Consider the following 15,796-nt stretch of genomic DNA (forward strand, 5'->3'; position numbering starts at 1 on the left):
CCCTCCGATATTCCAAAAATTAAAAGAAAAACCGATTCATATATCGAATATCATCAAACGCTTGTTGCTGTTCTAATGTAATATTTTTGCCAATTCTTGCCATTAAACAATTAGCTGGATGACTTGTTATTTCTGGATCATCTGTAGCGAATATTTCAAGTCCACCAGTTGCCATTAATCGCTGCATTAATTTTTTATAGTCAAATACATCTAACTTTGAATTTTTTAAATCCCAATGCCAGTAATATTCTGTAGTTATAACGATATAATCCTCGAATTCTGGTGGAGAAAGGCTAAGTTGTATTAGCTTTTCTGCAAGTTGTAATTGCCTAAAATTGATGCTGACTTCAATTGCCCCCAATTCGATTAAATATGGAAGGTTACCTGTAGACCAGCGCTCAATTTCATCAGGATAGTGGAAAGTGACATACCCCACAATGAGTTGATCTTGGCGAGCAACATAAATTCTACCTTCTGGTAATGTTGTAATTTCTAACAAAGCTTCATACTGATCTTCAGCATCTCTAAATGCGGTTAAATGCGCATCGAAAGTAAGCGCTTTCAAATCTTCGTATGTTAAAGGACCTTCAATAACAAATTGCTTGTCATGAATGTAATAATCTTCGGATTGATACGTCTTTAAATGATTCATATTTTCAACTCCTCAATCGACGTCGTGATTGTATTAAATTCATTATATAGAAAATTTACAATAATTAATACTAGAAAAAGGATAAAAGTAAAAATTTTGAATAATTAGAAATGTTATGTATAATATTGAGAAAGAAAGCGTTTTCACATAACAAAGGGGGAGTTTCAAATGAAAGTCGAAGTTTATAAAGGAGCGCAAGGCAAACATAACCTTAAAGATTATGAAGAAACATATAATACTTTTGATTGGAAAGACGTAGAACAAGCATTTTCTTGGAGTGAAACTGGAAAAATGAACATGGCATATGAATGTATAGATCGCCATGTAGATCAAGGATCAGGGGATAAAATAGCGTTAAATTACAAAGATGAGCACAGAAAAGAATCGTATACTTATAAAGATATGCAACGGTTATCTAATAAAGCAGCGAATGTTTTGTCTGAACATGCAGAAGTTGACAAAGGTGACAGAGTATTTATATTTATGTCTCGTACACCTGAACTATATTTTGCGTTGTTAGGTGTTTTAAAAATTGGTGCAATTGTTGGGCCGTTATTTGAAGCATTTATGGAAAAGGCGGTTGCGGATAGATTAGAGAACAGTGAAGCTAAAGTGTTAATTACTAATAAGGCATTGTTACCTCGAGTACCTGTAGATAAATTACCGAACTTGAAAAAAATTGTTGTCGTAGATGAGGATGTAGAAGACAATTACATAGACTTCATTAGTTTGATGGAAACTGCTAGCGATGAATTTGACATTGAATGGTTAAAGTCAGATGATGGTTTGATTTTACATTATACATCAGGTTCTACTGGGCAACCTAAAGGTGTATTGCATGTTCAACAAGCAATGTTAGTGCACTATATTTCTGGAAAATATGTATTAGATTTACAAGAAGATGATGTTTATTGGTGTACAGCAGATCCAGGTTGGGTTACAGGAACATCTTATGGTATTTTTGCACCATGGTTAAATGGCGCTACAAATTGTATAGCTGGTGGTCGCTTTTCACCAGAACACTGGTATAGTATGATTGAAGATTTTAAAGTGACGATTTGGTATACGGCACCAACAGCTTTAAGAATGTTAATGAGTGCTGGTGACGATATTGTTGAGAAATATGACTTGTCATCGTTACGTTCGATTCTATCAGTAGGTGAGCCCTTAAATCCTGAAGTTATAAAATGGGCGAAAAAAGTATACGGTTTAACGGTGTTAGATACTTGGTGGATGACAGAAACAGGTGGACATATGATTGTTAATTATCCAACGATGGACGTCAAGCTTGGCTCAATGGGCAAACCATTACCTGGTATTCAAGCTGCAATTATCGATGATGCAGGTAATGAATTACCACCAAATCGAATGGGCAACCTTGCTATAAAAAAAGGCTGGCCATCAATGATGTATCGTATCTGGAAGAATCCAGAAAAATATAAGTCATATTTTATTGGAGACTGGTATGTATCTGGTGATTCGGCATATAAAGATGAAGATGGTTACTTCTGGTTCCAAGGACGTGTTGATGATGTAATTATGACAGCTGGTGAACGAGTTGGACCATTTGAGGTTGAGTCTAAATTGGTTGAACACGAAGCAGTTGCCGAAGCAGGAATTATTGGTAAACCTGATCCGGTTCGCGGTGAAATAATTAAGGCGTTTGTTGCACTGAGAAAAGGATATGAACCAACAGACGAATTAAAAGAAGAAATTCGTTTATTTGTTAAAGAAGGTTTGTCGGCACATGCAGCACCACGTGAAATCGAATTTAAAGATAAATTACCTAAAACACGCTCAGGTAAAATTATGAGACGTGTATTAAAAGCTTGGGAATTAAATTTAGATGCAGGGGATTTAAGTACAATGGAATAATGACATGAATGTTTTTGAAGATTTCTTTCTAAGAATAAAGGGAGACAACATATTTCATGTTAATGTTTAAATATTAGTTTACTTTATGATAAGCAATATAAAGAGCTGTTAACTTGTGTCATATTATTTCGTAGAAAGCATTTGAAAATGATGACATAACAATAATGGCATATCTTTATATTGCTTTTTATTTTTAATATGACCTTTGGAATATGACTATTTTAAATAATAGAAAAATATAGTTATCAATAGTATCAAGCGCTAAAAGTTGTATAATACAAAACTTTAATAAGTGAATTTATTGCAAAAATGAAAGCGCTAACCCGATTTAGTCGACAAGTTTTTAACAGTTCGTTATTATATGAATGTAAGTAAAAATTTCTTAGCTACAACTTACATATTTAAAATGCATAAAATAAACAAAAAGGGGCGAAAAAAGTTGACTCATTTATCAGATTTAGATATTGCGAATCAATCAACACTACAACCAATTAAGGATATTGCTGCATCGGTAGGCATTTCAGAGGATGCATTAGAACCTTATGGTCATTACAAAGCTAAAATCGACATTAATAAAATTACGCCAAGAGATAGCAAAGGGAAAGTTGTTTTAGTAACTGCAATGAGTCCAACACCAGCAGGTGAGGGCAAATCAACAGTTACTGTTGGTTTAGCTGACGCATTTCATGAGTTGAAGAAGAACGTTATGGTAGCGTTACGTGAACCTGCCTTAGGACCAACTTTCGGTATTAAAGGTGGCGCAACTGGTGGTGGTTATGCGCAAGTCTTACCTATGGAAGATATCAACTTACATTTTAATGGGGATTTCCATGCGATTACAACTGCTAATAATGCATTGTCTGCGTTTATAGATAATCATATTCACCAAGGTAATGAATTAGGAATCGATCAAAGACGTATTGAATGGAAACGTGTATTAGATATGAATGATCGTGCACTTAGACATGTAAACGTTGGGTTAGGTGGACCTACAAATGGTGTACCACGTGAAGATGGCTTTAATATTACAGTAGCGTCTGAAATTATGGCGATTTTATGTTTAAGTAGAAGTATTAAAGACTTAAAAGATAAAATTAGTCGTATTACTATTGGTTACACTAGAGATCGCAAGCCAGTTACAGTTGCAGATTTAAAAGTGCAAGGTGCACTTGCAATGATTTTAAAAGATGCAATTAAACCAAACTTAGTACAATCAATTGAAGGGACACCAGCATTAGTTCATGGTGGACCATTTGCGAATATCGCACACGGTTGTAACTCAATTTTAGCAACTGAAACAGCACGTGATTTAGCTGATATCGTTGTAACGGAAGCTGGATTTGGTTCAGACTTAGGCGCTGAAAAATTCATGGACATTAAGGCACGTGAAGCTGGATTCGACCCAGCAGCAGTTGTAGTTGTAGCAACGATTCGTGCATTAAAAATGCATGGTGGTGTAGCAAAAGATAATTTAAAAGAAGAAAATGTAGAAGCAGTAAAAGCAGGAATTGTTAATTTAGAGCGTCATGTTAATAATATTAAAAAATTCGGTGTAGAACCGGTTGTTGCAATTAATGCATTTATACATGATACCGATGCAGAAGTAGAATATGTAAAATCTTGGGCTAAAGAAAATAACGTACGAATTGCCTTAACTGAAGTTTGGGAAAAAGGTGGTAAAGGTGGCGTTGACTTAGCAAATGAAGTATTAGAAGTCATTGATCAACCTAATTCATTTAAACCTTTATATGAATTAGAATTACCATTAGAGCAAAAGATTGAAAAGATTGTGACTGAAATCTATGGCGGTTCAAAAGTAACGTTTAGCAGTAAAGCGCAAAAACAATTAAAACAATTTAAAGAAAATGGTTGGGATAATTACCCAGTATGCATGGCGAAAACACAATATTCATTCTCAGATGATCAAACGTTGTTAGGTGCACCATCAGGATTTGAAATTACAATTCGTGAATTAGAAGCGAAAACAGGTGCAGGATTTATCGTAGCATTGACAGGTGCAATCATGACTATGCCTGGTTTACCTAAAAAACCAGCAGCATTAAACATGGATGTTACTGATGATGGTCATGCAATTGGGCTATTCTAATACATCATGGCAATTGTTTAATAAAGTTAAGTAATTAGTTTAATAGACCGGACTGTTGGAGATGCATTATTTCAGCAGTTCGGTTTTTTTGCTGTGCTAAAAATAGATTCAATTTGGCGAATCTAACGGCAATGTTTGAAGGTGGTTAATAAATGTATTTGAAGATAAAAAGTGTGCTTGAAGAATAGGGAAGCGATGCAATGGATATTCATATTAAAAATTTTTAATAAAATAGGTTGCAATATTTAATTGGGATGCGCTACAATTAACACTAATAATTGATATTGATAATTATTATCAATTAAATACAATCTTATAGGAGTTGTTAACAACATGAACAAACATCACCCAAAATTAAGGTCTTTCTATTCTATTAGAAAATCAACTCTAGGCGTTGCATCGGTCATTGTCAGTACACTATTTTTAATTACTTCTCAACATCAAGCACAAGCAGCAGAAAATACAAATACTTCAGATAAAATCTCGGAAAATCAAAATAATAATGCAACTACAACTCAGCCACCAAAGGATACAAATCAAACACAACCTGCTACGCAACCAGCAAACACTGCGAAAACCTATCCTGTAGCGGATGAATCACTTAAAGATGCAATTAAAGATCCTGCATTAGAAAATAAAGAACATGATATAGGTCCAAGAGAACAAGTCAATTTCCAATTATTAGATAAAAACAATGAAACGCAATACTATCACTTTTTCAGCATCAAAGATCCAGCAGATGTGTATTACACTAAAAAGAAAGCAGAAGTTGAATTAGACATCAATACTGCTTCAACATGGAAGAAGTTTGAAGTATATGAAAACAATCAAAAACTGCCAGTGAGACTTGTATCATATAGTCCTGTACCAGAAGACCATGCCTATATTCGATTCCCAGTTTCAGATGGCACACAAGAATTGAAAATTGTTTCTTCAACTCAAATTGATGATGGAGCTGAAACAAATTATGATTATACTAAATTAGTATTTGCTAAACCTATTTATAACGATTCTTCACTTGTAAAATCAGATACAAATGATGCAGTAGCAACGAATGATCAATCAAGTTCAGACGCAAGTAATCAAACAAACACGAATATATCTAATCAAAATACATCAACGACGAACAATACTAGTGATCAACCGCAGACAACGACCAATATGAGTCAACCTGCACAACCAAAATCGTCAGCGAATGCAGATCAAGCGTCAAGCCAACCAGCTCATGAAACAAATTCTAATGGTAATACTAACGATAAAACGAATGAGTCAAGTAATCAGTCGGATGTTAATCAACAGTATCCACCAGCAGATGAATCACTACAAGATGCAATTAAAAACCCGGCTATCATCGATAAAGAACATACAGCTGATAATTGGCGACCAATTGATTTTCAAATGAAAAATGATAAAGGTGAAAGACAGTTCTATCATTATGCTAGTACTGTTGAACCAGCAACTGTCATTTTTACAAAAACAGGACCAATAATTGAATTAGGTTTAAAGACAGCTTCAACATGGAAGAAATTTGAAGTTTATGAAGGTGACAAAAAGTTACCAGTCGAATTAGTATCATATGATTCTGATAAAGATTATGCCTATATTCGTTTCCCAGTATCTAATGGTACGAGAGAAGTTAAAATTGTGTCATCTATTGAATATGGTGAGAACATCCATGAAGACTATGATTATACGCTAATGGTCTTTGCACAGCCTATTACTAATAACCCAGACGACTATGTGGATGAGGAAACATACAATTTACAAAAATTATTAGCTCCGTATCACAAAGCTAAAACGTTAGAAAGACAAGTTTATGAATTAGAAAAATTACAAGAGAAATTGCCAGAAAAATATAAGGCGGAATATAAAAAGAAATTAGATCAAACTAGAGTAGAGTTAGCTGATCAAGTTAAATCAGCAGTGACGGAATTTGAAAATGTTACACCTACAAATGATCAATTAACAGATTTACAAGAAGCGCATTTTGTTGTTTTTGAAAGTGAAGAAAATAGTGAGTCAGTCATGGATGGATTTGTTGAACATCCATTCTATACAGCAACTTTAAATGGTCAAAAATATGTAGTGATGAAAACAAAGGATGACAGTTACTGGAAAGATTTAATTGTAGAAGGTAAACGTGTCACTACTGTTTCTAAAGATCCTAAAAATAATTCTAGAACGCTGATTTTCCCATATATGCCTGACAAAGCAGTTTACAATGCGATTGTTAAAGTCGTTGTGGCAAACATTGGTTATGAAGGTCAATATCATGTCAGAATTATAAATCAGGATATCAAGACAAAAGATGAGGACACATCACAAAATAACACAAGTGAACCGCTAAATGTACAAACAGGACAAGAAGATAAGGTTTCTGATACAGATATAGCTGAAAATAGCAGCACTGCAACAAATCCAAAAGATGCGTCTGATAAAGCAGATGTGATAGAACCAGAGTCTGACATGGTTAAAGATGCTGATAATAATATTGACAAAGACGTGCAACATGATGTTGATCATTTATCCGATATGTCGGATAATAATCACTTCGATAAGTATGATCTTAAAGAAATGGATACTCAAATTGCTAAAGACACTGATAAGGGTGTTGATAATAGCGTTGGAATGTCATCTAATGTCGATACTGATAAAGACTCTAATAAAAATAAAGACAAAGTCATACAGATGGATCATATTGCCGATAAAAATAAAGTTAATAATAATACTGGAACTGAAACAAACATTGATACAATGCAATATCATCCTATCAGTACTATCAAAGTTACTGACAAAAAAACAACTGAACATCTGCCGAGTGATATTCATAAAACTGTAGACAAAACAGTGAAAGCAAAAGAAAAGGCTGGCACACCATCGAAAGAAAACAAACTTAGTCAATCTAAAATGCTACCAAAAACTGGAGAAACAACTTCAAGTCAATCATGGTGGGGCTTATATGCGTTATTAGGTATGTTAGCTTTATTCATTCCGAAATTCAAAAAAAATCTAAATAATTAACTGGATATAGCATATGTATGATTAACTTTGTAGACAATGTGAAAGCAATTAAATTATAAACTATTGATTGGTTTAATGGCTTTCCTTTAGAGTATTTAAAATAAAGAACAGCAGTGAGAAATTTTCTAATTGAAAATAATCTTACTGCTGTTTTTAATATTTGGATGCATTGTTGTGGTTACTTTAAAAAGTGAGCATCAATTAACGCTTTTTTCGATTTAACAAATGTGATTTAATATCATATTTTAATGCGTCGTTGTATTCTTTTTCAGTGATTTGATCTTCGATTAACATACGCTTTAATACATAATGTTGTCTTTGGATACTATATTTCAAATCTTTATCTGATTTTAACGTTCCATCTTTTTCGTAGGGTGTATAGCCATATGGGCTTTGCAACAAACCGATAAGGTATGCAGATTGTGCAATTGATAAATCTTTTGGTGGAATACCAAACAAACTATATGAAGCGGATGCAATTCCGGAAATATTAGCGCCATTATAATCTCTACCGAAGGGAACTATATTTAAATATGTATATATAATTTCATCTTTTGAGAGTAGGTGTTCTAATCTAATTGCTAGGCGAAGTTCATTTGCTTTTCTACTATATGTTTTTTCGTTGGTAAGAACTTGATTTTTAACAAGTTGTTGTGTAATTGTGCTACCACCTGAACTTTGATCAGTATTAAAAATATCTTGTATCATTGCTCTTAAAATTGCCTTTGGTAAGATGCCATCATGTTTATAAAATAAAGTGTCTTCAGATGACGTTAATGCTTTAATGACATTTGGACTTGATGTTTTAGGGCCTATAATGAGTGAGTTTTGAGAATGGTTATACTCATATAATAAATTTTTGTTATTATGATCTAATAATTCATCGCCAGGTATTTGTCGAACTTTTTTTATTAAAGCATCATCTGATAATGAGTCGGATGTTTTAGTTAAATGATGAAAATATAAAGACATCGCAATCACAGCGATAGCAACGATGGCAATGAAAATCATAAATATAAAAACAATGACATGTTTGATAGCTTTATATATCTTTTCAAAATGATATATACGATGATTCAATTGATGATTGTTGTCTTGATTCGTCATCTTTAACCTCCTAAATTACGTATAGTATACCATATTTAAGCAATTTGACTTTTATTTTAACGTTAATTATAATTAGAGAAAATGCATAAAGAATAGGATAAAAGGACAAGTAATATTATTTGAAATCATCAGAGAGCTAGTGGTCGCTGTGAACTAGTGTTTTTAATAATATGAATACACCTTTATAACTAACATGTCCTACGTTTATTAATGAACGTATCATTAATAGAGTGAACATTATCTTATGATTATGTTTAAGTTTGGTGGTAACGTGCAATCGCGCCCTTACATATTTGTTGTAAGGGTTTTTTTACGTTCAAAAACCTTTAAAGTATTTTAACAAGTATTCAATAAATAATTATAAATAGGAGGAAATAATAATGACGAATGTATTAATTGAAGATTTAAAATGGAGAGGTCTTATTTATCAACAAACTGATGAACAAGGTATTGAAGATTTATTAAATAAAGAACAAGTGACGTTATACTGCGGTGCTGATCCAACGGCAGATAGCTTACACATTGGTCACTTACTACCATTCTTAACATTAAGACGTTTTCAAGAACATGGACATCGTCCTATCGTTTTAATTGGCGGTGGTACAGGTATGATTGGTGATCCATCAGGTAAATCAGAAGAACGTGTGCTACAAACAGAAGAACAAGTAGATAAAAATATCGAAGGTATTAGTAAGCAAATGCATAATATTTTTGAATTTGGAACAGACCATGGTGCAGTGCTTGTTAATAATAGAGACTGGTTAGGACAAATTTCATTAATTAGCTTTTTACGTGACTATGGTAAACACGTCGGCGTTAATTACATGTTAGGTAAAGATTCAATCCAAAGTCGTTTAGAACATGGTATTTCATATACAGAATTCACATACACGATTTTACAAGCTATTGATTTCGGTCATTTGAATAGAGAATTGAATTGTAAGATTCAAGTAGGTGGATCAGATCAATGGGGTAATATCACAAGTGGTATTGAATTAATGCGCCGTATGTATGGTCAAACAGAGGCATACGGTTTAACTATTCCGCTTGTAACTAAATCAGATGGTAAGAAATTTGGTAAATCTGAGTCAGGTGCTGTTTGGTTAGATGCTGAAAAAACAAGTCCTTATGAATTTTATCAATTCTGGATTAATCAATCAGACGAAGATGTAATTAAATTCTTAAAATACTTTACTTTCTTAGGAAAAGAAGAAATTGATCGCTTAGAACAATCTAAAAATGAAGCACCGCATTTACGTGAAGCTCAAAAAACATTAGCTGAAGAAGTAACTAAATTTATTCATGGTGAAGATGCATTAAAAGATGCAATCCGTATTTCACAAGCATTATTTAGTGGTGATTTAAAATCATTATCAGCGAAAGAATTAAAAGATGGATTTAAAGATGTGCCTCAAGTGACATTATCAAATGACACAACAAATATCGTTGAAGTCCTTATTGAAACAGGCATTTCTCCTTCTAAACGACAAGCACGTGAAGATGTTAACAATGGTGCGATTTATATTAATGGTGAGAGACAACAAGATGTTAATTATGCTTTAGCACCAGAAGATAAAATTGATGGCGAATTTACGATTATTCGTCGCGGTAAGAAAAAATACTTCATGGTTAACTATCAATAAATATAATTGCATAGCTCAATAAATTAGAGCCTACTCATTACATTCTTAGGAATGAATATGAGTAGGCTCTTAATGTACTTTTCTGTCTGTAAATTATCTAAAGAAATCTCTATCGCCTTGGCCAGGTGATTGACGTTCTGATCGGCTTTGACGTTTTGGTTGTTCTTTTTGTTGTTTTAATTTCACTTTAACTTCTTTTGTTTTACCATCACGGATAACGGTAACAGTGACTGATTCACCAGGTTTTTTATTTTCATATAAATAGCTTCTTAAATCAACATCATCTTTAATTTTCTTGCCATCAATTTCTGTAATAATATCACCTTTTTTAAGATCAATATCACTATCAGCTTTTGCGACATAAATACCGTCTTCGCTATCAGTATGAAGTTGCTCGCGCTCTTCTTCAGGAATATCTTTCAAATTAATTAAACCAATACCAATCGAAGGGCGGTCAATTTTACCATGTTTTACAAGTTGTTCAATTGTTACTTTAACTTCATTACTTGGAATGGCAAACCCGATACCTTCAACTTGTGTCGCAGCAATTTTCATTGAGTTAATACCAACTAAATTACCATTAATATCTACTAATGCGCCACCTGAGTTACCTGGGTTAATAGCAGCATCTGTTTGAAGAACGCTGACTTTTGTATTGCCACCAGTTGTCTCAGCGTCAATAGTACGTTCACTTGCTGAAATGATACCAGATGTTACAGAGTTAGCAAATTGTAATCCTAATGGGTTACCCATTGCGAATACGCTATCACCAGTTTGTACTTTTGAAGAGTTGGCAAATTGAATCGCTTTAATACCTTTTGTATTTTCAATTTTAAGTACAGCAATATCAGTTACTGCATCTTTACCAACTAATTTCGCTTTAACTTGTTTTTTATTATGTAATTGGACTCTAATTTCATTTGCGCCATCAATAACATGATTGTTTGTAACGATATAAGCTGAATTGTTGTTTATTTGATAGATGACACCTGAACCTACTCCGGCTTCAGATGGTTTAGATGATTTGCCTTTTAATAAGTCGTCTACACTTGATGCTTTTTGCATGTTAATAACTCCAACAATTGTAGGGGAGACAGATTTTATCATTTCATGAACGGTACCGAATTTCTTGCTTTGACCGTCTAATTGATTGCCACCTTTATTATTTGTTGTCTGGACAGTTGAACCATCTTTATTTAAAATTGTACTATTTAATACTTTGCCTATACCAAGTACTAGAAGTGCACCAATGATTCCAGCAATCAATGCAACGATGACTGTTTTAAACCATGGAAATTTAGGTCTTCTGTATCTAGGTGTTTGGCTATGGTTTGTTGTAGAATGATCTGTATGATTAAAATCTGACATACTTAACCTCCATTATATGATTTATATATGCTTTAATTATGTCTTTTTTTTATAATTATTGCTAGTAATACACTATACAACTTTAGATGTATTTTCAGACTATCTTGTTCTAGTAAAAATATAGTGATAAAATCTAGTTGTTATAAACAAATAAGTTAAGTAGGTGGCACAATGTATTCAGTGATTAGTAAGATTTTGAATTTCATTTTAGTTAAAATGTCAAAATCATTATACGTAATCGGTAAAGATAATATTCCTAAGGATAGTAAATATGTCGTAACTTGTACACATGAAAGTTATAACGAAGTCATTATGCTAGGTATGGCATTATATCCTAATCAAATTCATTATATGGCTAAAAAAGAATTATTCAAAAATAAATGGATTGGTAAATTTTTAACGTCTTTAAATGCATTTCCTGTAGATCGTGAAAATCCAGGACCTAGTACTTTAAAACGTCCAATCAATTTGTTGAAAGATAATAAGACAGTTGGTATCTTCCCAACAGGTTCTCGCACATCGCAAGAAGGTGCACCTTTGAAACGTGGTGCTTCAACAATTGCCATGTTAAGTAAGTCACCAATATTACCTGTTGCTTATGTTGGTCCTACTAAGATTCACGGTCTTTTAACAGGACAAGCATACATAAATATTGGTAAACCAATCGATATTAACGATTTACCTAAAGATTTAAAACGAAACGAGCGTATCGATTATATTACAAAAGAGATTGAAACACGAACAGCAAAGTTACAACAAGAATTGCATGAAATTGTAAAAAGTTTATAAAATAACTTGAGGTAGAAATATAGCTGGTTAGTAAGCCTAGGTGACTATAACGGAGTATCGAAGTAGTTATTCTAGTTACATTAGTAATCTTTATATTTCTACCTTATTTTAAGAAGGATGACATTCAATGTATAAATTTTTCCAAAATTTAGGGCGTTCGTTAATGTTACCAGTTGCCATTTTACCGGCTGCAGCAATTATTGCCGGAATTGGTAATACGTTAAATGCACTTCATGCGGCGCCGAAAATCGCAATGTTCTTTACTACGGTAGGTACTACGATTTTAGAGCAATTAGGTATTTTATTTGCAATTGGTGTAGCTATAGGAATGGCAAAGAAAAATGATGGTGCAGTCGCGCTTGCAGCTGCGTTAGGATATTTTTTAGTTACAGTTGTATTATCACCAATGAAATTAGCGCCTTTATTAGGAATGAAAGCTTCGGAAATAAATTCAGCTTTTGAAAAGATGAATAATGGCAATGTCTTTGTTGGTATTGTAATAGGTTTAATAGCAGCTTATGCATACAATAAGTTTAGTGAAACAGAATTACCATTAGCATTATCATTTTTTAGTGGTAAACGTCTAGTTCCAATTATGACTGCATTTTACTGTACATTTTTAGTTGTCATTTTGTTATTCTTATGGCCACTACTTTATTCATGGATTGTAAAATTTGGTGAATCTATAGTTGGTTTAGGATCATTTGGTGCTTTCGTATATGGTGTTGCCAACAGATTATTAATTCCTACAGGATTACATCATGCACTGAATAGTGTGTTCTGGTTTGATACGATTGGTATTAATGATATTGGTAAATTCCAAAGTGGCAAAGATGCTATAAAAGGTATTACAGGACGCTATCAAGCGGGATTCTTCCCAATCATGATGTTCGGTATTCCAGCGGCTGCGTTAGCAATGTATCATACAGCTAAAACTACTCAGAAAAAGCAAGTTTACGGTTGGTTCCTAGCGAGTTCAGTTGCAGCATTTTTCGTTGGTGTTACAGAGCCGATTGAGTTTGCATTTATGTTTGTTGCGCCAATCTTATATGTTGTTCATGCGTTATTAACAGGATTATCTTTATTTATCGCAGCTACATTCCATTGGACAGCTGGATTTTCATTTAGTGCAGGTTTGATAGATTATGTGTTATCACTAATTAATCCGGTATCAAATCATCCATTGATGTTGCTTGTTCAAGGTGTTGTATTCTTCATCTTATACTATGTGATTTTCCGTGTAGTAATCCAAGTATTTAACTTAAATACGATTGGTAGAGGTGAAAATGAATTAGTTGATCCAACAGTTGTAAAAGATAATATTGCTCCTGGTGAAAATGATATTAAACAAAGTAAATATCATAATCATGCTATACAAATATTAGAAGGTTTAGGTGGTCAAGAGAATATTGTTAATTTAACTAATTGTGCAACAAGGTTGCGTCTAGAGTTAAAAGACACATCTATTATTGATCAACAGAAGATTAAAAACGCCGGTGCAGTTGGTGTTACTGTTAATGGTAAACATTCAACTCAAGTTATTGTCGGTACACACGTACAGCAGATTGCTGATGAAATTGAAAAACATTTATAAAATTTAAATAGCTAAAGCGCAAATCTAACTTCAATAGGGTTTGCGCTTTTTTTAGTCAAATAGTAGAATGATTTATATCTGAATTTTCAGAAATGGAGTGGGGATTGTGAAGAAAATTTTATTTGATGTTGATGGCGTTTTTTTAAGTGAAGAACGTTGTTTCGATGTCTCTGCATTAACGGTATATGAATTATTAATGGATAAGTGTTATTTAGGTCTTCATTCACATATAGATTGGGAAACTTTGACTGATAACGATATACAAGACATTAGGAATCGAATTTTTCAAAAAGATAAGATTTTAAACAAATTAAAATCGCTAGGGCTGAATTCAAATTGGGATATGTTATTTATCGTTTTTAGTATTCATTTAATTGATATTTTGAAAAAGTTATCACATGATGAAATTGAGGCATTCATGTATCAAGATGAGCCTGTCAAATTGAAGTTGCAAAATATAAGCACAAACTTAGCAGACCGTTTTAATTTAAATGAACAACTACCTTTACAATTTTTGGATAATGTAAAAGTTGGTAAAAATAATATTTATGCTGCTTTGGAAGAGTTTGCAATAACAGAGTTACATGTTTCGGATGCTACTTTATTTAGTTTGAAGGGTGCATTATGGACGTTAGCGCAAGAAGTTTATCAAGAATGGTATCTAGGATCGAAGTTGTATGAAGAGGTTGAAAAGAAAATAGCACGAACTACTTTTAAGACAGGTTATATTTATCAAGAAATTATTTTGAGACCGGTAGATGAAGTTAAGGTACTTCTGAATGATTTAAAAGGTGCTGGTTTCGAATTAGGTATTGCAACAGGTCGTCCTTATACTGAGACTGTTGTGCCATTTGAAAATTTAGGATTGTTACCATATTTTGAAGCTGATTTTATTGCAACAGCAAGTGATGTTTTAGAAGCAGAGAATATGTATCCGCAAGCACGACCATTAGGAAAGCCGAATCCTTTTAGTTATATCGCAGCTTTATATGGTAATAAACGCGATAAATATGAATCTTATATCAATAAGCAAAATAACATTGTAAATAAAGATGACGTATTTATAGTAGGCGATTCGTTAGCTGACTTATTAAGTGCTCAAAAAATAGGTGCAACGTTTATTGGAACATTAACAGGTTTAAAAGGTAAGGATGCTGCAAGTGAGTTAGAAGCGCATCATGCCGACTATGTTATTAATCATTTAGGTGAACTTAGAGGTGTACTAGATAATTTGTAATTTGATTGTTGTTTGACAGCATAACTTGAAGTGAATAATTGAACCAAAGGTTTCATATTGAGTTACAATGAAATTAATAATGAAAAAATGCCAAGAAGCAACAGGCTGGGACATAAATCCCTAAAAAAACAGCAGTAAGATAATTTTCAATTAGAAAATATCTTACTGCTGTTCTCTATTTATACAATACTTCGTATTGAATGGCTTCGCTTTCCTAGGGTGCCGTCTCAGCCTCGGTCTTCGACTGGCACTGCTCCCTCAGGAGTCTCGCCATTAATACTACGTATTAACATGTAATTTTACTTTGAAATACTTTAAAAAATAAGACACTTTGCCCAACTTGCACATAAATGTAAAATTCAATAAAATGAATTTTCTGTGTTGGGTCCCTTCGTATAATTTA

Annotated in this window: 13 protein-coding genes; 8 read left to right on the forward strand and 5 right to left on the reverse strand. The window is 33.1% G+C overall.

The annotated features are described in order from the left end of the window. Positions 1–19: 19 nt before the first annotated feature. Positions 20–652: a GNAT family N-acetyltransferase gene (locus ACXQH5_RS09825; RefSeq protein ID WP_001016006.1), complete on the reverse strand. Its 633-nt coding sequence runs from the start codon at positions 650–652 to the stop codon at positions 20–22. A 168-nt stretch (positions 653–820) separates the two neighbouring features. On the opposite strand from ACXQH5_RS09825, the gene acsA reads away from it, so the two are divergent. Further along, entirely contained in the window at positions 821–2,527 is a 1,707-nt protein-coding gene (acsA, locus tag ACXQH5_RS09830) for an acetate--CoA ligase (RefSeq protein ID WP_000862098.1), read from the forward strand. A gap of 439 nt (positions 2,528–2,966) precedes the next feature. After that, positions 2,967–4,634 carry a formate--tetrahydrofolate ligase gene (locus ACXQH5_RS09835; protein WP_000149395.1) on the forward strand — a complete coding sequence of 556 codons (1,668 nt, stop codon included), beginning with the start codon at positions 2,967–2,969 and terminating at the stop codon, positions 4,632–4,634. A 245-nt stretch (positions 4,635–4,879) separates the two neighbouring features. Here the strand turns inward: ACXQH5_RS09835 and ACXQH5_RS09840 are convergent, their stop codons facing one another. Continuing rightward, a complete protein-coding gene (locus ACXQH5_RS09840; protein WP_000927785.1) occupies positions 4,880–4,969 on the reverse strand; it encodes a hypothetical protein in 90 nt (29 codons plus the stop codon). Between ACXQH5_RS09840 and harA the strand changes: the two genes are divergently transcribed. Beyond that, positions 4,968–7,655: a haptoglobin-binding heme uptake protein HarA gene (gene harA, locus ACXQH5_RS09845; protein WP_001032785.1), complete on the forward strand. Its 2,688-nt coding sequence runs from the start codon at positions 4,968–4,970 to the stop codon at positions 7,653–7,655. The genes ACXQH5_RS09840 and harA overlap by 2 nt on opposite strands. A gap of 129 nt (positions 7,656–7,784) precedes the next feature. Further along, a complete protein-coding gene (locus ACXQH5_RS09850) occupies positions 7,785–7,877 on the forward strand; it encodes a hypothetical protein (protein ID WP_031761401.1) in 93 nt (30 codons plus the stop codon). On the opposite strand, the gene ACXQH5_RS09855 is transcribed toward ACXQH5_RS09850, so the two are convergent. Continuing rightward, positions 7,857–8,762 carry a transglycosylase domain-containing protein gene (locus tag ACXQH5_RS09855; protein WP_000184370.1) on the reverse strand — a complete coding sequence of 302 codons (906 nt, stop codon included), beginning with the start codon at positions 8,760–8,762 and terminating at the stop codon, positions 7,857–7,859. The two genes, ACXQH5_RS09850 and ACXQH5_RS09855, sit on opposite strands and share 21 nt — an antisense overlap. A 380-nt stretch (positions 8,763–9,142) precedes the next feature. On the opposite strand from ACXQH5_RS09855, the gene tyrS reads away from it, so the two are divergent. Further along, positions 9,143–10,405 carry a tyrosine--tRNA ligase gene (tyrS, locus tag ACXQH5_RS09860; RefSeq protein WP_000186041.1) on the forward strand — a complete coding sequence of 421 codons (1,263 nt, stop codon included), beginning with the start codon at positions 9,143–9,145 and terminating at the stop codon, positions 10,403–10,405. Positions 10,406–10,498: 93 nt separating this feature from the next. On the opposite strand, the gene ACXQH5_RS09865 is transcribed toward tyrS, so the two are convergent. Further along, entirely contained in the window at positions 10,499–11,773 is a 1,275-nt protein-coding gene (locus ACXQH5_RS09865; RefSeq protein WP_001279341.1) for a S1C family serine protease, read from the reverse strand. A 171-nt stretch (positions 11,774–11,944) separates the two neighbouring features. Here ACXQH5_RS09865 and ACXQH5_RS09870 point away from each other — a divergent pair, with 171 nt between their 5' ends. From ACXQH5_RS09870 to ACXQH5_RS09880, 3 genes are all read left to right on the forward strand, one after another. After that, positions 11,945–12,562, forward strand: coding sequence for a lysophospholipid acyltransferase family protein (locus tag ACXQH5_RS09870; protein WP_000287588.1), 618 nt, complete (start codon positions 11,945–11,947; stop codon positions 12,560–12,562). A 127-nt stretch (positions 12,563–12,689) separates the two neighbouring features. Then, entirely contained in the window at positions 12,690–14,156 is a 1,467-nt protein-coding gene (gene nagE / locus ACXQH5_RS09875; RefSeq protein ID WP_000276353.1) for an N-acetylglucosamine-specific PTS transporter subunit IIBC, read from the forward strand. A gap of 106 nt (positions 14,157–14,262) precedes the next feature. Next, positions 14,263–15,393, forward strand: coding sequence for an HAD family hydrolase (locus ACXQH5_RS09880; RefSeq protein ID WP_000721716.1), 1,131 nt, complete (start codon positions 14,263–14,265; stop codon positions 15,391–15,393). Here ACXQH5_RS09880 and ACXQH5_RS09885 read toward each other — a convergent pair. Beyond that, positions 15,354–15,449 (reverse strand): hypothetical protein, encoded by a 96-nt coding sequence (locus tag ACXQH5_RS09885; RefSeq protein ID WP_031845114.1) that lies wholly within the window; start codon positions 15,447–15,449, stop codon positions 15,354–15,356. The two genes, ACXQH5_RS09880 and ACXQH5_RS09885, sit on opposite strands and share 40 nt — an antisense overlap. Between the last annotated feature and the right edge of the window lie 347 nt (positions 15,450–15,796).

The sequence above is a fragment of the Staphylococcus sp. SA22 genome, assembly GCF_054165785.1.